The following is a 19,644-nucleotide window of genomic DNA, read 5'->3' as shown; positions in this document are numbered from 1 at the left end:
GCCGAAGGCAGGGGGAGAGCCGACGCGGAGCGTCGGCGACTGACGCAACGCAGCGTGGGGGCACCTCCCGTGCCCGAAGGGCTACGGGGGAGTGCCGTGCCAGGGCACGCGAGCCCGGCAAGATCGGCCGGACAGGGCCTAGCTGCCGGGGGTCCACCAGTTGTGCACCTGCGCGACCTTCGGAGGTCCGCCCGTCGCGGGGAGGCCGAGCTTCTCCGCCTCCGGCATCATCACCGTGCCGAACTTGTCCATCGCCTCCTGGGACTCCCAGAGGTCGAAGATCTCCAGGCCGGAGTCGGTCGCCACGCAGGTGTGCGACAGACACCCTGCGAAGGTGTCGCCGGGCAGTGCGTGCAATTGGACGTTCAGGGCGTCGTACTGGTCGGTCGTGACGCCCGGCAGGGTGGCATGCATGAAGATCGCCATCGGGTTCTCCTTCGGAGGGCTGGTCTGGGCTGGTATGACCCGGTAACCAGCAGAGCACGTACGCCCGGGTAGGGCATCCGAGCCGGTACGCCGGGGTGAATCCGGACAGAAGGTGTCGGGATTGAACGGTTGGATGGACTCATGACCTCATCGACGTGGGCAGATTTCCAGGCGGCGGAGCCGGACTTCGCCGAGACCGTGCAGAAGCGCTTCCAGCGGTACAAGCACCATGTCCTGGCCACGGTGCGCAAGGACGGGTCGCCACGGGTGACCGGGCTCGAACTGAACTTCTGCTTCGGGGAGTTGTGGCTCGGCATGATGCCTGGCTCCCGCAAGGCACAGGACCTTCTGCGCGATCCGCGCTGCGCGGTCCACGCGAACCCCGGACCCGACGACTCCATGGACGGCGGTGACGTCAAGATCTCCGGGCGCGCGGTGGAGGAGACCGGTCCCGAGGCACTGGCCCGGTTCGTGGCGGAGGTGGGGCCGCCGCAGCCGTTCCATCGCTTCCGCGTCGAGCTCGCGGACGTGGTGCAGACGTCCGTCGACGGTGAGGAGATGGTGGTACGGGTCTGGCGGCCGGGCGGCGCCGTCCGCACCCACCGGCGCCGATGAGGCCCGTCCCTCCCGTACGTCAGTCCGCGAGCACCCTCGCCCGGCAGGCGGCGGGGGTGCCCCAGGCGTCCCGCAGTGGTCGCGCCTTGCGCAGCCACAGGGACAGGTCGAGCTCCTCGGTGTAGCCGACCGCGCCGTGCAGCTGGAGCGCGGTACGAGCGGCTGCGTACGCGGCCTCACCGGCGGTGACCTTCGCGGCGGCGATATCGGCGGGAGCCATGGACAGGGCGGCCCCGTACAGCAGCGGCCGGGCGAACTCGAGCCCGATGAGGGTGTCCGCCAGCCGGTGCTTGACCGTCTGGAAGGAGCCGATGGCGGTGCCGAACTGGGTGCGCTGCTTGACGTATGCGACGGTCCGGTCGAGGAGGGCGACCCCGACGCCGAGCGCCTGTGCGGCGGTGACGAGCCGCGCGACGTCGAGGGCGTACGCGGTGGCTTGGGCCACGTGCACGCCCTCGGCAAGGACCTCGCCTCCGGCGGCAGGGACGGCCAACCGCCGGACGGGATCGGCGGATACGCGCACGGGCTCGTGCCCGTGGGCAACCCGCAGACAGGCGGCCCGGGTCGCTCGGGCGTCCGCGCCGCCGGCTCGACGGGCATCCGGGCCGGCCCCCTCCACCACCAGCGTCATCCCCGCCGTATCCGCGTCCAGCGCATACGGACCCTCGCCCGCCAGCGCCACCGTTGCCGTCGAATCGCCCGTCGCAAGACCCGGCAGCAGACGCTTCGCCGGGCCCGTGTCCCCCAGTTCCGCAAGGCGCGTCAGCAGCGCCGCCGCCGCGACCGTCTCCACCACCGGACCCGGAACCGCGTGGCGGCCCAACTCCACGAAGGCGACGGCCAGTTCGACCGGCAGCAGTCCCACACCCTCGTACGCATCCGGTGCGGCGAGTGCGAACACGCCCGCCTCCGCGAGGCGCGACCACAGCGCCAGGCCCGGGGCGGGGTCTCCCGCCGCCCAGGCGCGGGCCGCCGTCGGGGTGTCCGCCGACGTCAGCATCGCGTCCAGCGAGTCCGCGAACGCCCGCTGTTCATCGGTGAGCAGAAAACGCATCAGCGGCGGCCCTTCGGAAGGCCGAGCAGCCGCTCGGCGATGATGTCGCGCTGGATCTCGTTCGTACCGGCGTAGATGGGGCCCGCCAGCGAGAAGACATACCCCTCGGCCCACTCGCCGTCCGCCAACTCCCCGTCCGCGTCCAGCAGATCGAGCGCAGTCTCATGTAGCGCGATGTCGTACTCCGACCAGAAGACCTTGTTCAGGCTGGACTCCGCACCGATGCTCGCGCCCGCCGCGAAGCGCGAGGCGTTGGCGTAGGTGAAGAGCTGATACGCGCGTGCGCCGATCACCGCGTCCGCCACCCGGTCGCGCAGCGCCGTGTCCGCCCGGTCGCCCGACGCGCGCCACTGCCGCCCGAGACGGTCCGCCGCGGCGAGGAAACGGCCGGGGGAGCGCAGCGTCAGGCCCCGCTCGTTGCCCGTCGTGGACATCGCGATCCGCCAGCCCTGCCCCGGCTCGCCGATCACGTCCTCGTCGGGGACGAAGGCACCGTCGAGGAAGAGCTCGGCGAAGGCGGGCTTGCCGTCGATGCGGCCGATGGGCCGCACCGTCACCCCCGGTGCCGACAGGTCGAACATCACATACGTCAAGCCCTGATGCGGCTTCGGCGCGTCAGGTTCGGTGCGGAAGATGCCGAAGGCCCGGTCGGCGAACGCGGCCCGCGACGACCAGGTCTTCTGCCCGTGCAGCAGCCAGCCGCCGTCGGTCCGCACCGCACGCGAGGTGAGCGAGGCGAGATCCGAGCCGGACTCGGGCTCCGACCAGGCCTGCGCCCAGATGACCTCGCCGCTCGCCATCGGCGGCAGCACGCGGGCGCGCTGCTCCTCGGTGCCGTGGTCGAAGAGGGTGGGGGCGAGGAGGTTGATGCCGTTCTGCGAGACCCGCCCCGGTGCGCCCGCCGCGTAGTACTCCTCCTCGAAGAGCAGCCAGTGGAAGATGTCGACGCCCCGGCCGCCGTACTGCCGCGGCCAGGAGACGACCGACCAGCGGTCCGCGGACAGCCGGGCCTCCCATGCGCGGTGCGCCGCGAAGCCCTCCTCCGTCTCCAGCGAGGGGATCGGCTCGGCGGGCACGTTCGCGCCGAGCCAGGCGCGGGCCTCGGCCCGGAAGGCTTCCTCATCGGCGGAGTGGTCGAGGTCCATTCGCACATCCTTCCCTAACAAGTGTTTGGTAGGTTAACGTGCTGCTGTGATGAACAACAGGGCGCAGTACGTACCGGGGCACGGCCTGCTGAAGGGCCGTACCGCCGTGATCACCGCCGCGGCCGGCGCCGGTATCGGCGGGGCCACCGCCCGCAAGTTCCTGGAGGAGGGCGCGCGCATCCTCATCAGCGACGCGCACACCCGCCGACTGAAGGAGAGCGAGGAGGCGCTGGCCGCGGAGTTCGGCGCAGTCGCCGTGGCCTCCCTGCCCTGCGATGTCACTGACGAGACCCAGGTCCAGGCGCTCTTCGACGCGGCGATACGCGAGCACGGCGGCCTCGACATCGTCGTCAACAACGCGGGCCTCGGCGGCACCGCCGCTCTCGTCGACATGAGCGACGAGCAGTGGGGCACCGTCCTCGACGTCACCCTGAACGGCACCTTCCGCTGCACCCGCGCCGCCCTGCGCTCCTTCCGTGACACCGGTCGCGGCGGCGTGATCGTCAACAACTCCTCCGTCGTCGGCTGGCGCGCACAGGCGGGTCAGGCCCACTACGCCGCCGCCAAGGCCGGAGTCATGGCGCTCACCCGGTGTGCGGCGATCGAGGCCGCGGAGTACGGCGTACGCGTCAATGCGGTGGCCCCCAGCCTCGCCATGCACCCGCACCTGGTGAAGGTCACATCGGCCGAACTGCTGGAGGAGCTGACCGCCAAGGAGGCCTTCGGGCGGTACGCCGAGCCGTGGGAGATCGCCAACACGATCGTCTTCCTGGCCTCGGGCTACTCCTCGTACCTGACCGGCGAGGTCATCTCTGTCAGCAGCCAGCATGCCTAGGACCACAATGGGCACGTGCCGACTGACAGCAAGAAGAAGACCCAGGTGACCGCCTCGCCCGAGCGCCGCCGCGAGCTCCTCGACACCGCCGCCGAGGTGTTCGCCGCCCAGGGCTACAACGCCACCACCGTCCGCAAGATCGCGGACCAGGCGGGGATGCTCGCCGGCAGCCTCTACTACCACTTCGATTCCAAGGAATCGATGCTCGACGAGATCCTCTCCACCTTCCTGAACGAGCTCTGGCAGGGCTACGACGCCGTGCTCGCCGCTGGGCTCGGGCCCAGGGAGACCATCGAGGCCCTCGTCACCGAGTCCTTCCGGGAGATCGACCGGCACCGCGCCGCCGTCGCGATCTACCAGAAGGAGTCCAGGCATCTGGCCGCGCAGCCCCGCTTCCACTACCTCACCGACTCGCAGCAGAAGTTCGAGAAGGCATGGCTGGGGACGCTGGAGCGTGGGGTCGCCGATCAGGTCTTCCGCGCCGACCTGGACATCCGGCTCACCTACCGGTTCGTGCGCGACACCGTATGGGTCGCCGCGTCCTGGTACCGGCCGGGCGGACAGCACAGCCCGGAGGAGATCGCCCGCCAGTACCTGTCGATGGTGCTGGACGGTATCGCCGTACGTAGATGAACCAGGGGAGTTGTCATGGCCGAGGCCTACATAGTCGAAGCGGTACGCACTCCGGTGGGCAGGCGCAAGGGCGGACTGTCCGGGGTCCACCCGGCGGACCTGGGCGCGCATGTGCTGCGGGCTCTGGTCGAGCGCTCCGGACTCGATCCCTCCGCCGTCGAGGACGTCGTCTTCGGCTGCCTGGACACGGTGGGCCCGCAGGCCGGTGACATCGCCCGTACGGCATGGCTGGCGGCGGGACTGCCCGAGGAGGTGCCCGGCGTGACGATCGACCGCCAGTGCGGCTCGTCCCAGCAGGCCGTGCACTTCGCGGCGCAGGGCGTGCTCTCCGGCACCCAGGACCTGGTCGTCGCGGGCGGCGTCCAGAACATGACGCAGATCCCGATCGCCTTCGCGTCCCGGCAGGCCGCCGAGCCGCTCGGACTGACCCAGGGCCCGTTCGCGGGCAGCGAGGGCTGGCGGGCCCGGTACGGCGACCGGCCCGTCAACCAGTTCCACGGAGCGCAGCTGATCGCCGAGAAGTGGGGGATCTCGCGCCGCGACATGGAGGAGTTCGCGCTCACCTCCCACCAGCGGGCGATCCGCGCGATCGACGAGGGCCGCTTCGAGCGGGAGATCGTCGCGTACGGCGAGGTCACCGTCGACGAGGGCCCGCGCCGCGACACCACCCTCGAGAAGATGGCGGCCCTCAAGCCGGTCCTGGAGGGCGGCAGCATCACGGCCGCGTGCTCCTCCCAGGTCTCGGACGGCGCGGCGGCCATGCTGATCGCGAGCGAGCGGGCCGTCGCCGAGCACGGACTGCGGCCGCGGGCCCGTATCCACCACCTCTCCGTACGGGGCGAGGACCCCATCCGGATGCTCTCCGCCCCGATCCCGGCCACCGCGTACGCGCTGAAGAAGAGCGGCATGTCGATCGACGACATCGACCTGGTCGAGATCAACGAGGCCTTCGCGCCCGTGGTGCTCGCCTGGCTGAAGGAGACCGGAGCGGACCCCGGCAAGGTCAACGTCAACGGCGGGGCGATCGCGCTGGGCCATCCGTTGGGCGCCACGGGCGTGAAGCTCATGACGACGCTCCTTCATGAACTGGAGCGGACACAAGGGCGGTACGGACTTCAAACGATGTGTGAAGGGGGAGGTCAGGCCAACGTCACGATCATCGAACGGCTGTGAACACGAGCCTTCTGGAGCCGGGCATGCTACGGTGAGGGCGTTGCAGTTTTGGTACCCATGAACTTTGTGTGCGCCTGACGGGAATGCTTCCTCAGGCGCACATTATTGTTTCCCCCGGCTTCTCCGGATGGGGCTCAATGCAGCGATGGGGAATTCACGAGGTGTGAGTTTCCGGCTTGCCCCTGTTTTAGGAGAATGACATGGCTACTGGAACCGTGAAGTGGTTCAACTCGGAAAAGGGCTTCGGCTTCATTGAGCAGGACGGCGGCGGCGCCGACGTCTTCGCCCACTACTCCAACATCGCCACCTCTGGCTTCCGTGAGCTGCAGGAGGGCCAGAAGGTCTCCTTCGACGTCACGCAGGGCCAGAAGGGCCCGCAGGCGGAGAACATCGTCCCGGCCTAATTGCCGGACGCGTATCTCGCAGCCGGGGCCCGCACCTTCACGGTGCGGGCCCCGGCTTGTGTGCTGTCTCACATGCCCAGGAGGGCAATATCCGCATGACTCGCTCCGAACGCCCGGCCCGCCCGACCCGTAGCCGCCCGGTCAATTCCCGCGCCAAGGGCCCTGCGAAGGGCTCCGGCAAGGCTCCCGCCCGCAAGGTGGCGCCCCCGCAGGAATTCACGCTGCCGGAAACCATCACCCCCGCGCTGCCCGCCGTCCAGGCGTTCGACGAGCTGGACATGCCGGCCGCCCTGCTGAAGACCCTCGTGGCTCAGGGCGTGACCGAGCCCTTCCCGATCCAGGGCGCGACCCTGCCGAACTCCCTCGCCGGCCGCGACATTCTCGGCCGCGGGCGCACCGGCTCCGGCAAGACCCTCGCCTTCGGGCTCGCGCTGCTCGCCCGTACCGCGGGCCGGCGCGCCGAGCCGAAGGCTCCGCTCGCGCTCGTCCTCGTACCGACGCGAGAGCTCGCACAGCAGGTCACCGACGCGCTGGCCCCGTACGCGACCTCCGTGCAGCTGCGGATCGCCACGGTCGTCGGTGGTCTGTCGATCGGCAAGCAGGCGGGCACGCTGCGGCGCGGCGCCGAGGTGCTGGTGGCCACGCCGGGGCGGCTCAAGGACCTCATAGAGCGCGGCGACTGCGTACTCGACCGAGTGGCGATCACCGTCCTCGACGAGGCCGACCAGATGGCCGACATGGGCTTCATGCCGCAGGTCACGGCGCTGCTCAAGCAGGTCGAGGCGGACGGTCAGCGGATGCTGTTCTCGGCGACGCTGGACAAGAACATCGACCGGCTGGTGCGGATGTTCCTCACCGACCCCGTCGTGCACTCCGTCGACCCGTCCGCGGGCGCGGTCACCACGATGGAACACCACGTGCTGCACGTCGCGGACGAGACCGACAAGAAGGCCGTCGCCGTCCGGATCGCGGCCCGTGACGGCCGGGTGATCCTCTTCGTCGACACCAAGCGCTCCGCCGACCGCTTCGCCAAGCGCCTTCTCGCCAGTGGCGTACGGGCCGCGGCGCTGCACGGCGGCCGCTCGCAGCCGCAGCGCAACCGCACCCTCGACCAGTTCAAGAACGGGCAGGTCACCGCACTGGTCGCGACCAATGTGGCCGCCCGTGGCATCCATGTCGACGACCTCGACCTGGTCGTGAACGTCGACCCGCCCGTCGACCACAAGGACTATCTGCACCGCGGCGGCCGCACAGCCCGGGCGGGCGAGTCCGGCAGCGTCGTCACGCTGGTGCTGCCCGAGCAGCGTCGCGAGATGACCCGGCTGATGGCGGACGCGGGCATCAACCCGCGCTCGGCCAGGGTCAAGTCCAGCGACGAGGAACTCAGCCGCATCACGGGCGCGCGCGAGCCGTCCGGGGTCGCGATCACCATCGAGGTGCCGCAGCCCGTGGTGCAGCAGCAGCGGCCGCAGCGTCGCCGGGGTGCCGCTTCGGTGCCGGGGCAGGGCGGCGGCGGTGGCGGCCGGAGCCGTGGTCGGCGTGGCGGTCAGGGCGGCGGCCAGGGTGCGCAGGCCGGCCAGGCCCGTCAGACCGGCCAGGCCCGTCAGACCGGCCAGGCCCGTCAGGGTGGACGTCCGGCGCGGGGCGGGGCGCAGGGCGGACGCCGCACGGCGGCGTAGCCGCCTGCGGCGGGCCTGTTCCCCACCCCGCCCCTTCCCGCTGTGACATTTTGCGGCTCCGCCGCGAACCCCATACGCGCTTCGCGCGTGTCCTCAAACGCCGGCGGGCTGAACATTCAGCCCGCCGGCGTTTTCGGCGCGGGGTCTGGGGCGGAGCCCCGGTCAAGCCCGCAGCGCGGCCAGCACCGCTTCCGCTTCCGCCATCACCCGCTCCATCAGCTCCTCGCAGCTCGGTACGTCCTCGATCAGTCCCGCCACCTGGCCCGACGCCATCACGCCCAGATCCGTGCGGCCCTCGACCATCGACGCCCTCAGCAGCATCGGGATGTTCGCGGCGAGCAGGACCTGGCTCCAGGTCAGGGCCTTGCCGTGTTTCATGGCAAGGCCGTCGCGGACCATCTGTGACCAGGACAGGCCCGAGATCTTCCTGAACCCGGCGGCCCGGCGGACGGCCTGTGCCAGTGCTCTCGTACGGCCCGCACGCTCGAGCGAGTCGACCAGCTCGCTGCGGAGCATCCGGTGCGGCAGACCGTCGACCGCCGTGGTGACGGTGACGTCCTTGACGCCCGCAGCCAGGTATCGGGCTTTGACCGCGTCCGGCACCGTCGAGTCCGACGTGAGCAGAAAGCGGGTGCCCATCGCGATGCCCGCCGCACCGTAGGCCAGGGCCGCGACCAGGCCGCGGCCGTCGTGGAAGCCGCCCGCGGCGATGACCGGGATGCCGACCGCGTCAACAACCTGCGGGAGCAGCACGGTCGTTGCCACGTCGCCGGTGTGGCCGCCGCCCTCGGCGCCCTGCACGATCACCGCGTCCGCGCCCCAGTCCGCCACCTTCTCGGCATGCCGCCGGGCACCGATCGACGGGATCACGATCACGCCCGCGTCCTTCAGCTCGGCGATCAGTTCGCGGGACGGCGCGAGGGCGAACGAGGCCACGCGTACGCCCTCGTCGATGATGATCCGTACGCGGTCGCGAGCATCGCCCGCGTCCGCCCGCAGATTGACCCCGAACGGCGCGTCCGTACGCGATGCGACCTCGCGGACGGCCCGGCGCAGCTCGTCGAGGGTCATCGTCGCGGAGGCGAGGATGCCGAGCGCGCCCGCACGAGCGGTGGCCGAGACCAGGCGGGGGCCAGCGACCCAGCCCATTCCGGTCTGCACGATGGGGTGCCGGACGCCGGTGAGTTTGGTGAGGGCCGTCTCCATCAGGTCCTGACCTCGCGGTCGCGCAGGCCTTTCGGGTCGATCACCTCGCGGATCAGGCGGAGTTCGGCGGCGTTCGGCTCGCGGGTGTACGGGACGTCGGCGGGGATCGTGAGCGGGAAGCCGGTGGCCTCCTGGATCTGCTCGACGGTGACACCCGGGTGCCGGGAGGCGAGCCGCATCGAGCGGTCCTCGGTCTCGAAGTCGAAGACGCCGAGGTCGCTGACCACTCGGGGGATGCGGTGGTGGCGCGCCCCCGCGGCACGGTCGTATCCGACGCCGCAGACCATGTCGACGCGTTCGACGAAGACCCGGGGGGAGTGCCTGGGCACCCAGTAACTCACCGGATTGTTGAGGGTGTTGACGGGCGCGCCGCGGACACCGAGGAGCTGGCGCGTGGGCCGCTCCCAGTCGCCGATGCAGGAGATGTTCTGGTTTCCGTGGCGGTCGATCTGGCTCGCGCCCATCATCACGTGCCGCTTGCCGCCGGTGACCATGGTGAGGTGCTGGCGGTACGGCAGCCAGCCCTCCGTAGCCCCGTCGAGGTCGACGAGCATCGCCTCGCCGTCGGTGAGCAGCAGGTCGGGGGAGAAGGTGCGCTTGGCGAGGCGGGCGCCGAAGGAGGAGACGGGCGCCATGGCGGCGGCCAGTATCTCGCCGTTGTCGCGCCAGGCGTCGGCGCAGGCCACGACGCAGTACTCGGAACGGCTGACGGTCACTGCTGCTCCTCGTGCCAGGTCCGGACGGCGGTCCGGTAGTCCTGCTCGGCCGGGCCGGAGAGGAAGCGCTCGGCGAACTCCGGCCAGGGGGTGGTCGCGTACAGCTTCTGGAAGGACTCGTCGCGGCCGTAGTCGGGGGCGCAGGAGGTGAAGTGCGCGCCGTTCGGCGTCTCGGTCACTCCGGTGACCGAGTGCCGTTTGACCAGCAGGGTCTGCGGGGCGGCGTCCTTGGTGAGCTCGGCGGTCTCCACGAGCTGCTCGCAGGAGACGTACGCGGTGTCGGCGGCCTCGCAGAACAGATCGTCGAAGTAGGGATCGGGGCCCAGATACTGGCCGTTGCCCAGCCGGTCTGCACGGTTGAGGTGGACGAGTGCGGCGTCCATCCTCAGGGCCGGTACGGCGACGAACTCCTCGCCGTCCTCGTACGGCGAAGTGACCGTGCGCAGCCCGGGGTTGACCCGCATCACGTCCGAGCCGATGCCTGCCCGGACGGGGAGGAACGGCAGCCGGTTGGCGGCCGCGTGCAGGCCCCACATGAACATCGCCTCGTCGATCTCCATCAGTTCGATGGAGCCGCCCTCGCGGACGGCGCGGTAGTGCGGTTCGAGCGGGATCGAGTCGAGGGTGACGAAGGCCGTGACGAGCTTGCGGATCCGGCCGGCGGCGGCGAGGAGGCCGATGTCGGGGCCGCCGTAGGAGACGACGGTGAGATCGGTGATCTTCGTACGGAGCAGTGCTCGCACCAGCGCCATGGGCTTACGGCGCGAGCCCCAGCCGCCGATACCGATCGTCATCCCGCTGCGGAGGCGGGAGACGACGTCCTCGGGTGTCATGGTCTTGTCGGTCACGACTGCGGTTCCTTCCCGAAGGTGTCGCGGACGCGGTCGGCGACCCCGCTGAGGTTGGCCTCGAAGGTAAAGCCCTGCTCGAAGCGGTAGCTGCGGCGTACATCGACGGGGTCGATGCCGTTGATGGCGGCCTTGGCCAGCCGGATGAGGAGGCCGTCCTTCCGTGCGATCTCCCGCGCCAACTCCATGGCCGCGTCCGCCAGTTCGGTGCGCGGGACAACTTTCCAGACCGAGCCGTGGGCGTGCAGCTCCTGCGCGGTCGCGGTGCGCGAGGTGTAGTACAGCGCGCGCATCAGATGCTGGGGGACGAGCCGGGCGAGATGGGTGGCCGCGCCCAGTGCTCCGCGGTCCAGCTCCGGCAGCCCGAAGACGGCGTCGTCACTGGCGACGATCGCGTCCGCGTTGCCGACGAGGCCGATACCGCCGCCCAGGCAGAAGCCGTTCACCGCCGCGACGACGGGCACCTCGCACTCGTATACGGCGGCGAAGGCCTCGTAGCAGCCGCGGTTGGCGCCGACGAGAGCCGAGTGTCCCCTGTCGCGCTGCATCTCCTTGATGTCGACGCCGGCGTTGAAGCCGCGGCCGGCGGCGGCCAGGACCGCACAGCGGACCTCGGGGTCGCGGCCTGCGGTGCGCAGGGCGTCGGCGAGGTCGTACCAGCCCTGTACGGGAAGGGCGTTGACGGGTGGGAAGTCGACCGTGACGACACAAATCCCCTTCTCGGGGCGTGCGGTGGAGACACCCATGAGCGGATCAGCTACCTTTCCACCAAACATTTGTTAGGTGAGGAAGGTAGCAGCCGATGGAGCTGGACGGGAGGGTCGCTGTCGTCACCGGCGGCACGCGGGGCGTCGGCGCCGGAATCGCCCTGGCGTTCCTGCGGGCGGGCGCCCAGGTGGTGGTCTGTGCGCGACGGCCGCCACAAGTCCCGGTCCCGGGCGCCGAGTTCGTACCGCTCGACCTGCGTGATCCTGCCGCGGTGGGGGAGTTCTTCGACGGAGTCGTGGCGCGGCACGGCCGGCTGGACACCCTCGTCAACAACGCGGGCGGCACGCCCTACCGGCTGCTCGGCGAGGGCGACGCGGCCCGCCATACCCGCGTGATCGAGCTCAACCTCACCGCGCCCCTGACCGCCTCGCTCGCCGCGTACGACCATCTCAGGGCCTCCCGCGGTTCGATCGTGATGATCGGCAGCGTCAGCGGTGGCCGCCCCTCGCCCGGCACGGCGGCATACGGCGCGGCGAAAGCCGGACTGGAGAGCCTCGCCCGCTCCATGGCCGTGGAGTGGGCACCCGACGTACGGGTGAACACGCTCGTCCTCGGCATGGTCCGCACCGAACTGTCCCATCTGCACTACGGGGACGAGGAGGGGATCGCCGCGGTCGGCCGCACGGTTCCGCTGGGGCGGCTGGCCGAGCCCTCGGAGATCGGCGACGCGGCCGTGTTCCTCGCCTCCCCGCGGGCCGCGTATGTCAGCGGCGCCTCGCTGCTGGTGCACGGCGGCGGGGAGCGCCCCGCCTTCCTCGATGCCGCAACTGTCAACAAGGAGACGTGAGATGACCAGGATCTGCGACGGCCGAGTGGTGATCGTGACGGGTGCGGGACGCGGCCTCGGGCGGGCCCATGCGCTCGCCTTCGCCGCTGAGGGCGCGAAGGTCGTCGTCAACGACCTGGGCGTCGGCCTCGACGGGGAGGGCGGATCGAGCGGCCCCGCTCAGCAGGTCGTCCAGGAGATCACATCGCTCGGCGGCGAGGCCGTGGCGCACGGCGGTGACATCGCCACGAGCGAGGGCGCGGCCTCTCTCGTCACCGCCGCGCTGGAGACGTACGGACGCCTCGACACCCTGGTCAACAACGCGGGTTTCCTGCGCGACCGGATGCTCGTCAACCTCGACGAGGACGACTGGGACGCCGTTATGCGAGTCCATGTGAAGGGCCACTTTCTGCCGCTCAAGCGTGCCGCCGCGCATTGGCGCTCCGAGGCCAGGGCGGGGCGGCCGGTGGCGGCACGCGTCGTCAACACCACATCCGGAGCAGGGCTGTTGGGCAGCGTCGGCCAGGGCAACTACGCGGCGGCCAAGGCCGGGATCATCGGCCTGACCCTGGTCGCAGCGGCCGAGATGGGCCGCTACGGCGTCCAGGTCAACGCCATCGCACCTGCGGCCCGTACCAGGATGACCGAGGAGGCCTTCGCCGGTCTCTCAGCGCTGCCGGAGGATGTCTCGCCACTTGTCGTCTGGCTCGGCTCCGCCGCCGGTTCGGGCGTGACCGGCCGTGTCTTCGAGGCCGAGGCGGGCCGTATCACCGTCATGGAGGGCTGGCGGCCGGGTCCCACCGTCGACAAGGGAGCGCGCTGGAGTCCCGCCGAGGCGGGCGAGGCCGCGCTGAAGCTGCTGGCGGACGCCGAGACTCCGCAGCCCGTGTACGGCGTGCGGTAGTCGCGCGGACAGAAGGTGAAGACCGGCGTCCAACGGTTCGTTGCCCGGTTAACTTCCGGGAAATTCAGCTCAGTTGACGTTGACGCGTCAAGGTCTACGCGCATCAATAGTCCGTATGCGAATCCCCCCACGAATCGCCACCCTCGGTGGCATCGCCGCCCTCGCCTCCACCCTCCTCATCGGTGGTCAGGCCACGGCCTCCCCCACGACCGCGGCCTCCGTCGGTGACATCTGCTACTCCGCCCTCCCCTCCCAGGCGCACGACACGCTCGATCTGATCGAGCAGGGCGGGCCGTTCCCGTACAAGCAGGACGGCACCGTCTTCTCGAACCGCGAGGGCGTCCTGCCCTCGCACTCGTCCGGCTACTACCACGAGTACACGGTCAAGACGCCCGGCTCATCCACCCGCGGCGCCCGCCGCATCGTCACGGGCCAGGCATCCGCCGAGGACTACTACACCGCCGACCACTACGCCACGTTCGACCTCGTCGACTACGGCTGCTGAGCCGGTATCCTCCGCCCCGTGACCAGGACCTATGCAATCGACGGGGCGGAGGTCACCGACCTCGACGCCTTCTGGCGGGTGATCGGCGAAGCCGTGAACGGGCCGGGCGGCTACTTCGGCCGCAACCTCGACGCCTTCGCCGACTGCCTCAGCGGCGGCATGGGGACGCCGGACGACGGCGACTTCGTCTTCGAGTGGCACGACCACGAACTGTCGCGTACGGCGCTGGGGTACGACGAGACCGTACGACAGCTGGAACTGCGGCTGGCGCGGTGCCATCCGACCAACCGGGCGTCTGTCCGGGAGCAGCTGGACCGGGCGAAGGACGGCATCGGCACCACCGTCTTCGACTGGCTGGTGGAGATCATGGAGGAGCGGGCGCCCGGCGCGCTGCGGCTGATGTGACCCGCCGCCTGATGTGACCCCTGTGAGAAGGATCAGCGGTAGCGCGGTGATGTGTGCTCCAGCCGCCGCCTGAGCCTCTCGTCCTGTATGTGCCGCACAGCTTCCGCGGCCGCCTCGCGCGCGTACCCGTCCGGATCCTCGTCGGCGAGAATCCGCGCCAAGGTCGCTTCCGCACGCGGATCCTGACGGATCGCCAGTCCCCGGGCCGCCTCGGCCGCCGTGTCCACGTCCCGGTCGGTGAGCCGCGCCGCCAGCGCCTCCCTGATCTCGTCCGTATCGGCGTCCAGGTCCGCGAGTGCCGTCGTCGCCCAGTCCCTGACATGGGGGTCCGCGTCCCGGCTGAGCGTGATCAGTGTCCCGACGCCCTCGGTGTGGTCGCCGGGGACGAGCCCGAACAGCGAGAGCGCCACCTGATTGCGCACCTCCGCGTCCGGATGCCCGGCATGCCGCAGGATGTCCGGCAGCGCGGACGGATCCCCGTGGTGCCCGAGCCCGAGGACGACGGCCTGGATCAGCTCCGGCTCCCGCGCCTCCCGGGACAGTTCGCGCAACAGCGGCAGCGAGCGGGCGGCGAACGGCGGCAAGCCCTCTTCCCCGAAGCCCAGTTGGGCCAGCACATCCGCCGCGAACGCCTGACGCATCGGGTCGTCGCTCGCGCACCACGCGGCCGCCGCCTGGAAGGTCTCCTCGTCGCCGCGGCCCCACAGTGCCATGACCGACTCGACCCAGTCGTCCTGTTGCGGATCCCCGCAGCGCAGGGCCCGGTCGGCGAGCTCCGCATACGGCGTCTGGATCCCCAGCTCCCCTTCGAGCAGTGTCACGATCGCCGCGTGGCCGGTCTGCTGCTCACTGCCCGCCCGCGGTGCGCCGTCCCGCAGCAGCTCGACGACGACGGTCACCCCGCCGTCCTCCTCGACGCGGCGCGCGACCGTCTCGTACGCCTCGCCCTTCTGTCCTTTCTCGCCCTTCCCATACGCACTGAGCAGCCCGTCGCGCAGCTCGCGCTCCACATCCCGTACGAGCCACTGCCGGGCCTCCGCGAGCGCCGCCTCCTTCGCCGTGGCGCCGTGCCGCAGCAGGGCCCGCACGGTCGAGGGGGAGCCGCGGCGGGCGGCGAGCACCAGCGGAAGCTCCCCGCCGGGGCCCTCCAGATCGGGAGCGGCGCCGTACTCCAGCAGAGTCTCGGCCGTCGCGGCATGGCCCAGCGTCACGGCCCACCTCAGTGCCGTGAAGCCGTACGCCTCCGGCTGGTCGGGCCGGGCGCCCGCGGCCAGCAGCGCCCGCACCACCTCGGTGTGACCGCCGACCGCGGCCCCGCACAGCGGCAGATCCCCGCCCTCGGGGCCTGCGCCACGCCCGGGGTCGGCGCCCGCGGCCAGCAGCAGCCGCACAATGCCCACTTCGTCGCTGACAGCCGCCCGGTAGAGGGGCGTCTGCCCGTCCTCGTCGGTCACCTCCGCGGAAACCCCGGCCCGCAGCAGGGCCACGACGGAGTCCTGCGCACCGCTGTACAGCGCTTCGAACATCTCGCGGGCGCCCGCCGGCGGCTCTTTCGTCATATTTCGAGCCTACGGAAGATCGGTCAGGTGTCGCATTCGAGAATCGTGCGGCACAGGCCGCAGCGGGCCCGTACCCGCCCGCGTACGGGAACACGGATGCGCTGGTGGCAGGTGGGGCAGGGGAAGGAGACGCGCAGCCCGTCCGGCAGGTGCTCGAAGGCGTACCCGGGCGACTCGGCCGCCGGGGGGTGGCCGGCGGCCTGTGCCGGGTTCTCCCGGGCGTGCCGCCGGTCCTTGGCATAGCGGTGGCGGCCCGTCCAGCCCGCCGTGGTCAGCGGCGGCTGCTGGGCGTCGCGCAGCGCCAGGGCGCGGCCCTTGGTGTACGCGGTGTAGCCCTGCGGGCTGGTGAACCAGGGGGAGGGGTCCTCGCCGAAGGCGATCGCCCGCTTGGCGAGGACGTAACCGAACTCCTCGGGGGTGAGATAGCCCAGCTTCTGGCTGGAGACACCGTCCTCCCGGAAGGCGTCGAGCAGCAGCCAGCCTGCGCCGAGATAGGTGGTCGCTGTGTCGGTGAGGATCTCGTTGTCGCGGGTGCCGGGGAAGGATAGGTCGAGCCGGTGCAGCAGCACATGCATGATCTCGTGGGCGAGGGCCGCGCCGATGTCCCTGCGGTGGGTGCGGAAGCGGTTGTTGAGCTCGATGAAGTACTCCGGACCGCCGATGAGTTCGACGCTCGCGGCATGGTGCATCTCGCGGAAGCTCACGACCATCCGGGCGTCCGGCAGCCGCAGATGCTGGACCAGGGCGTGGGCGACGCGTTGTGCGCCGAGGTGCAGATCGTCGATATCGGCGAAGGTCACATCGGCCGGCAGCACGCTGGGCGCATAGGAGTGCACACCGTCGGGCGAGAGCCGCTTGTACACGGCGGTGATCGCCGCCCGCACGGTGTCGAGGTGCGGATAGCCGTGTACGACCTCGCTGCCCTTCGCCACCACGTCCCGTACCCCCCATGCACGACGGTCGGCCGCTCTCAACCCTACGCGCAGGCGGAGTCGAATCCGCGCTGGTGAGGCTGGCCGAAAAGTGCTCCTTGTGGCCTGGCTGACCCCCTCTCCATAATCCGGATCACGCTTGTCGGGCCCATGTCAGCGCGGCACGATGCTGCCTGGATCCGTGCGGGCGCACATCTCAACCCCCCACGAAAGGCAGTCCGTTGAAGAAGCAGATAGTTCGCGCGCTCCAGAGATGCGCGGCGGCCGGCGCCGTCGTCCTCGCCGCGATCAGCCTCCAGCCCACCTCGGCCTCGGCCGCCACCCCGCCCGTCGTCGGCGGCACCCGCGCTGCCCAGGGCGAGTTCCCGTTCATGGTCCGGCTCTCCATGGGCTGTGGCGGCGCGCTCTACACCAAGCAGATCGTGCTCACTGCCGCCCACTGTGTGAGCGGCTCCGGCAACAACACCAGCATCACCGCGACCGCGGGCGTCGTCGACTTGCAGAGCTCCAGCCGCATCAGGGTCAAGTCGACCAAGGTCCTCCAGGCCCCCGGCTACAACGGCACGGGCAAGGACTGGGCGCTGATCAAGCTCGCCAAGCCGATCGACCTGCCCACCCTCAAGATCGCCGACACCAAGGCCTTCGACAACGGCACCTTCACGGTCGCCGGCTGGGGCGCGGCCACTGAGGGCGGCGGCCAGCAGCGCTACCTCCTCAAGGCCCAGGTGCCCTTCGTCTCCGACGCCAGCTGTAAGCAGGCGTACCCCGAGCTCGTCTCCGGCGAGGAGATCTGCGCCGGGTTCCAGCAGGGCGGCGTCGACACCTGCCAGGGTGACTCCGGCGGCCCGATGTTCCGCAAGGACAACAACAACGCGTGGATCCAGGTCGGCATCGTGAGCTGGGGCGAGGGCTGCGCCCGGCCCAACTTCCCGGGTGTCTACACCGAGGTGTCCACCTTCGCGGCCGCCATCAAGAACGCGGCGGCAGGCCTCTGAGCAACCGGGGGCTCCGCCCCCGGACCCCCGCGCCTCAACTGCCGGCGGAAATCCAAGCCCGTCCGGCGATTGAGGACACCCCCTACGCCCTGCAGGCGTAGGGGGCCGGGGGCTTCGCCCCCCACGCGGCGGAGCCGCAAAATGTCACAGCGGGAGGGGGCGGGGTGGGGAAATGTCACGCCAGCCAGACGGACGCCGCCGCGTCCTCCAGCTCCAGCACCCACACCTCGTTCGCGCCCTCCCGCAGAACCGGCCCCGGCACGAACAGTGATCGCTGCGGCCCCACCGCCCAGTACCGCCCAAGGCAGAAGCCGTTCACCCAGGCGAACCCCCGTGTCCAGTCCGGGAGTTGGAGCCTGGCGTCACCGGGGACGTCTGTCTCGAAGGTGCCCCGGTACAACCCCGCCGCACCACCCTCGGCAGCCCGGAACGGCACCTTCTCCACCGCCGCAGGCTCGAACGCGGCCAGCCGCAGCCCCCGAGCCCGTACCCCGTGCAGATACTGCCGTTCGTGCAGCACCCCGCCGGTGATGCCCTTGCGCTCGCCGGTACGCGGGCCATAGTTGACGCGCCCCAGCGACTCCACCCACAGCTCCACCGACGCGGGCCCCGCCACCGGCTCCGCCAGGGCTTCGTACTCGCCGCTCAGCACACCCGCCCGCACCCCGTCCACGTACACCACGGCCCGGTCCCGCAGGCCCGCGACGCTCAGCGGATAGGGCTGGCGCGGGCCCGGAACGCTCACCTGGTAGCGGACCAGGCCGCGGTCCACGCCCAGTTCCTCGAACGTGGGCGGAACGGGACCCTCCACCTCCTCGTCGCCGAGCGCCTCCAGCACATCGCCGAGCGGCGCCCACTCGCCAAGGTCCGCCCGCATCCGCGCGCCCAGGACGGCGGGTTCGGGCGGCAGTTCGGGCAGCGGTCCCTCGAGATGGCGCGCCAGGATCTCGCGGAACTTCCAGAACTTCTCGGTGGGCTGCCCGGCCTCGTCGATCGGCGCGTCGTAGTCGTAGGACGTGACGGTCGGCTCCAGTTCCAGATCCTGGAGATCGCCCGTGCGGTTCGCCCCGGCCCAGCCCGCGAAGTTCGTGCCGCCGTGCGCCATGTACACATTCACCGAGGCGCCGGCGTCGAGAATCTCCCGAAGCACGGCCGCCGCGTCCGCGGGATGGCGTACGACATGGTCGTCGCCCCAGTGATCGAACCAGCCGCACCAGAACTCCATGCACATCAGCGGTCCGGCGGGCTGATGGCGCCGCAGCGTTTCGAAGGCATCCCGTGCCCCCGACCCGAAGTTCACCGTGGCGAGCACCCCCGGTACCGAGCCGCCGGTGAGCATGTGGTCCTCGGGCCCGTCGGAGGTGAACAGCGGCACGCGCACCCCGCAGCCCCGCAACAGGTCCACGAGATGGCGCAGATAGCCCTGGTCGGAGCCGTAACTGCCGTACTCGTTCTCGACCTGCACCATGATCACCGGACCGCCGAGCGTGATCTGCCGCTCCACCACCTGCGGCAGGAGCCGGGTGAACCAGCGCTCCACATGCCCCAGATACTCGGCGTCCTCCGTGCGTACGCGCCGTCCGAGCCGGCCGGTCAGCCAGTGCGGCAGCCCGCCGTTCTCCCACTCGGCGCAGATGTACGGGCCCGGCCGGACGATCGCCCACAGCCCCGCCCTGTGCGCGGCGTCCAGGAAACGGCCCAGCGCGTCCGCGTCGGCGTACCGGCCGGGCTCCGGCTCATGGAGGTTCCAGGGGACGTACGTCTCGACGCAGTTGAGGCCCATCGCCCGCAGCATCGCCAGCCGGTGGTCCCACTGCTCCTCGTGCACCCGGAAGTAGTGCAGCGCTCCCGACAGCAGGCGTACGGGCTCCCCGTCCACCAGGAAGTCCGTATCACCCACAGTGAACTCAGCCACCGTCCACCCCCTTTTGCGCTCGGTTCACCTCCGGGCGCTCGTACCCGTTGTCGACGTTCCTCGACACTGCACTCGCTCGTTCCTCGCTCGCTGGGTCTCGTCGCTTTCGCTGTGTCCGTCAGCAGCCTCCGGTTGCGGGCGGCGCGCCCTTCGGCTCACTC

21 protein-coding genes are annotated in these 19,644 nt (G+C 70.8%); 11 read left to right on the top strand and 10 right to left on the bottom strand.

Going from position 1 to position 19,644, the window contains the following annotated elements:
• Positions 1-138: 138 nt before the first annotated feature.
• Entirely contained in the window at positions 139-426 is a 288-nt protein-coding gene (locus ABZS64_RS35265; protein ID WP_355838519.1) for a hypothetical protein, read from the bottom strand.
• A gap of 141 nt (positions 427-567) precedes the next feature.
• Here ABZS64_RS35265 and ABZS64_RS35260 point away from each other — a divergent pair, with 141 nt between their 5' ends.
• Complete coding sequence (locus ABZS64_RS35260) at positions 568-1,041, top strand: pyridoxamine 5'-phosphate oxidase family protein (RefSeq protein WP_355838516.1); 474 nt, start codon at positions 568-570, stop codon at positions 1,039-1,041.
• A gap of 19 nt (positions 1,042-1,060) precedes the next feature.
• Here ABZS64_RS35260 and ABZS64_RS35255 read toward each other — a convergent pair whose 3' ends face one another.
• Positions 1,061-2,095 carry an acyl-CoA dehydrogenase family protein gene (locus ABZS64_RS35255; RefSeq protein ID WP_355838512.1) on the bottom strand — a complete coding sequence of 345 codons (1,035 nt, stop codon included), beginning with the start codon at positions 2,093-2,095 and terminating at the stop codon, positions 1,061-1,063.
• A complete protein-coding gene (locus ABZS64_RS35250) occupies positions 2,095-3,240 on the bottom strand; it encodes an acyl-CoA dehydrogenase family protein (RefSeq protein WP_355838509.1) in 1,146 nt (381 codons plus the stop codon). The genes ABZS64_RS35255 and ABZS64_RS35250 overlap by 1 nt, the downstream gene beginning before the upstream one ends.
• A gap of 49 nt (positions 3,241-3,289) precedes the next feature.
• On the opposite strand from ABZS64_RS35250, the gene ABZS64_RS35245 reads away from it, so the two are divergent.
• The 5 genes from ABZS64_RS35245 to ABZS64_RS35225 all read left to right on the top strand — a co-directional run bounded on the left by ABZS64_RS35245 (position 3,290) and on the right by ABZS64_RS35225 (position 7,964).
• Positions 3,290-4,075, top strand: a complete 786-nt coding sequence (locus ABZS64_RS35245; protein ID WP_355838525.1) for an SDR family oxidoreductase — start codon at positions 3,290-3,292, stop codon at positions 4,073-4,075.
• Between the two features lie 15 nt (positions 4,076-4,090).
• The gene (locus tag ABZS64_RS35240; protein WP_355838506.1) at positions 4,091-4,708 is read left to right on the top strand and encodes a TetR/AcrR family transcriptional regulator; all 618 of its coding nucleotides are present in this window, start codon (positions 4,091-4,093) and stop codon (positions 4,706-4,708) included.
• Positions 4,709-4,723: 15 nt separating this feature from the next.
• Positions 4,724-5,881 (top strand): acetyl-CoA C-acetyltransferase, encoded by a 1,158-nt coding sequence (locus ABZS64_RS35235; RefSeq protein ID WP_355838503.1) that lies wholly within the window; start codon positions 4,724-4,726, stop codon positions 5,879-5,881.
• Positions 5,882-6,081: 200 nt separating this feature from the next.
• A complete protein-coding gene (locus ABZS64_RS35230; RefSeq protein ID WP_003969786.1) occupies positions 6,082-6,285 on the top strand; it encodes a cold-shock protein in 204 nt (67 codons plus the stop codon).
• A 95-nt stretch (positions 6,286-6,380) separates the two neighbouring features.
• Positions 6,381-7,964 (top strand): DEAD/DEAH box helicase, encoded by a 1,584-nt coding sequence (locus ABZS64_RS35225; protein WP_355838500.1) that lies wholly within the window; start codon positions 6,381-6,383, stop codon positions 7,962-7,964.
• 162 nt (positions 7,965-8,126) lie between these two features.
• On the opposite strand, the gene ABZS64_RS35220 is transcribed toward ABZS64_RS35225, so the two are convergent.
• The 4 genes from ABZS64_RS35220 to ABZS64_RS35205 are packed head-to-tail and all read right to left on the bottom strand — an operon-like array spanning position 8,127 to position 11,480.
• On the bottom strand, positions 8,127-9,170 hold the full coding sequence (locus ABZS64_RS35220; RefSeq protein ID WP_355838497.1) for a nitronate monooxygenase: 1,044 nt from the start codon (positions 9,168-9,170) through the stop codon (positions 8,127-8,129).
• Positions 9,170-9,886, bottom strand: coding sequence for a CoA-transferase (locus ABZS64_RS35215; RefSeq protein ID WP_355838494.1), 717 nt, complete (start codon positions 9,884-9,886; stop codon positions 9,170-9,172). Before ABZS64_RS35215 ends, ABZS64_RS35220 begins: the two co-directional genes overlap by 1 nt.
• Positions 9,883-10,734 (bottom strand): CoA-transferase, encoded by an 852-nt coding sequence (locus ABZS64_RS35210; protein ID WP_355838491.1) that lies wholly within the window; start codon positions 10,732-10,734, stop codon positions 9,883-9,885. The genes ABZS64_RS35215 and ABZS64_RS35210 overlap by 4 nt, the downstream gene beginning before the upstream one ends.
• Positions 10,731-11,480: an enoyl-CoA hydratase family protein gene (locus ABZS64_RS35205; RefSeq protein WP_355838488.1), complete on the bottom strand. Its 750-nt coding sequence runs from the start codon at positions 11,478-11,480 to the stop codon at positions 10,731-10,733. Before ABZS64_RS35205 ends, ABZS64_RS35210 begins: the two co-directional genes overlap by 4 nt.
• 56 nt (positions 11,481-11,536) lie before the next feature.
• Between ABZS64_RS35205 and ABZS64_RS35200 the strand changes: the two genes are divergently transcribed.
• From ABZS64_RS35200 to ABZS64_RS35185, 4 genes are all read left to right on the top strand, one after another.
• A complete protein-coding gene (locus ABZS64_RS35200) occupies positions 11,537-12,289 on the top strand; it encodes an SDR family oxidoreductase (protein ID WP_355838485.1) in 753 nt (250 codons plus the stop codon).
• A gap of 1 nt (position 12,290) precedes the next feature.
• Positions 12,291-13,172, top strand: coding sequence for an SDR family oxidoreductase (locus ABZS64_RS35195; protein ID WP_355838482.1), 882 nt, complete (start codon positions 12,291-12,293; stop codon positions 13,170-13,172).
• Positions 13,173-13,287: 115 nt separating this feature from the next.
• Complete coding sequence (locus ABZS64_RS35190; protein WP_355838479.1) at positions 13,288-13,677, top strand: ribonuclease; 390 nt, start codon at positions 13,288-13,290, stop codon at positions 13,675-13,677.
• An 18-nt stretch (positions 13,678-13,695) separates the two neighbouring features.
• Positions 13,696-14,082, top strand: a complete 387-nt coding sequence (locus tag ABZS64_RS35185) for a barstar family protein (protein WP_355838476.1) — start codon at positions 13,696-13,698, stop codon at positions 14,080-14,082.
• A 32-nt stretch (positions 14,083-14,114) separates the two neighbouring features.
• On the opposite strand, the gene ABZS64_RS35180 is transcribed toward ABZS64_RS35185, so the two are convergent.
• Positions 14,115-15,641 (bottom strand): ankyrin repeat domain-containing protein, encoded by a 1,527-nt coding sequence (locus ABZS64_RS35180; protein ID WP_355838473.1) that lies wholly within the window; start codon positions 15,639-15,641, stop codon positions 14,115-14,117.
• Positions 15,642-15,664: 23 nt separating this feature from the next.
• Positions 15,665-16,573 (bottom strand): hypothetical protein, encoded by a 909-nt coding sequence (locus tag ABZS64_RS35175; RefSeq protein WP_355838522.1) that lies wholly within the window; start codon positions 16,571-16,573, stop codon positions 15,665-15,667.
• Between the two features lie 221 nt (positions 16,574-16,794).
• On the opposite strand from ABZS64_RS35175, the gene ABZS64_RS35170 reads away from it, so the two are divergent.
• Positions 16,795-17,568 (top strand): serine protease, encoded by a 774-nt coding sequence (locus ABZS64_RS35170; protein WP_355838470.1) that lies wholly within the window; start codon positions 16,795-16,797, stop codon positions 17,566-17,568.
• 175 nt (positions 17,569-17,743) lie between these two features.
• On the opposite strand, the gene ABZS64_RS35165 is transcribed toward ABZS64_RS35170, so the two are convergent.
• Complete coding sequence (locus ABZS64_RS35165) at positions 17,744-19,483, bottom strand: beta-galactosidase family protein (RefSeq protein ID WP_355838467.1); 1,740 nt, start codon at positions 19,481-19,483, stop codon at positions 17,744-17,746.
• Positions 19,484-19,644: the final 161 nt, after the last annotated feature.

This window comes from Streptomyces sp. NPDC005408 (assembly GCF_040606445.1).
In the GTDB taxonomy this organism is placed as follows: Bacteria; Actinomycetota; Actinomycetes; order Streptomycetales; family Streptomycetaceae; genus Streptomyces.
Note: the sequence above shows the minus strand (reverse complement) of the source record. Positions and strands in the feature narration are given on the sequence as shown.

Coding starts and splice junctions, on each gene's coding strand:
- ABZS64_RS35235 (WP_355838503.1), top strand. CDS start 4,724: ATGGCCGAGGCCTACATAGTCGAAGCGGTACGCACTCCGGTGGGCAGG.
- ABZS64_RS35260 (WP_355838516.1), top strand. CDS start 568: ATGACCTCATCGACGTGGGCAGATTTCCAGGCGGCGGAGCCGGACTTC.
- ABZS64_RS35195 (WP_355838482.1), top strand. CDS start 12,291: ATGACCAGGATCTGCGACGGCCGAGTGGTGATCGTGACGGGTGCGGGA.
- ABZS64_RS35245 (WP_355838525.1), top strand. CDS start 3,290: ATGAACAACAGGGCGCAGTACGTACCGGGGCACGGCCTGCTGAAGGGC.
- ABZS64_RS35230 (WP_003969786.1), top strand. CDS start 6,082: ATGGCTACTGGAACCGTGAAGTGGTTCAACTCGGAAAAGGGCTTCGGC.
- ABZS64_RS35220 (WP_355838497.1), bottom strand. CDS start 9,170: ATGGAGACGGCCCTCACCAAACTCACCGGCGTCCGGCACCCCATCGTG.
- ABZS64_RS35180 (WP_355838473.1), bottom strand. CDS start 15,641: ATGACGAAAGAGCCGCCGGCGGGCGCCCGCGAGATGTTCGAAGCGCTG.
- ABZS64_RS35200 (WP_355838485.1), top strand. CDS start 11,537: ATGGAGCTGGACGGGAGGGTCGCTGTCGTCACCGGCGGCACGCGGGGC.
- ABZS64_RS35205 (WP_355838488.1), bottom strand. CDS start 11,480: ATGGGTGTCTCCACCGCACGCCCCGAGAAGGGGATTTGTGTCGTCACG.
- ABZS64_RS35190 (WP_355838479.1), top strand. CDS start 13,288: ATGCGAATCCCCCCACGAATCGCCACCCTCGGTGGCATCGCCGCCCTC.
- ABZS64_RS35255 (WP_355838512.1), bottom strand. CDS start 2,095: ATGCGTTTTCTGCTCACCGATGAACAGCGGGCGTTCGCGGACTCGCTG.
- ABZS64_RS35225 (WP_355838500.1), top strand. CDS start 6,381: ATGACTCGCTCCGAACGCCCGGCCCGCCCGACCCGTAGCCGCCCGGTC.
- ABZS64_RS35250 (WP_355838509.1), bottom strand. CDS start 3,240: ATGGACCTCGACCACTCCGCCGATGAGGAAGCCTTCCGGGCCGAGGCC.
- ABZS64_RS35265 (WP_355838519.1), bottom strand. CDS start 426: ATGGCGATCTTCATGCATGCCACCCTGCCGGGCGTCACGACCGACCAG.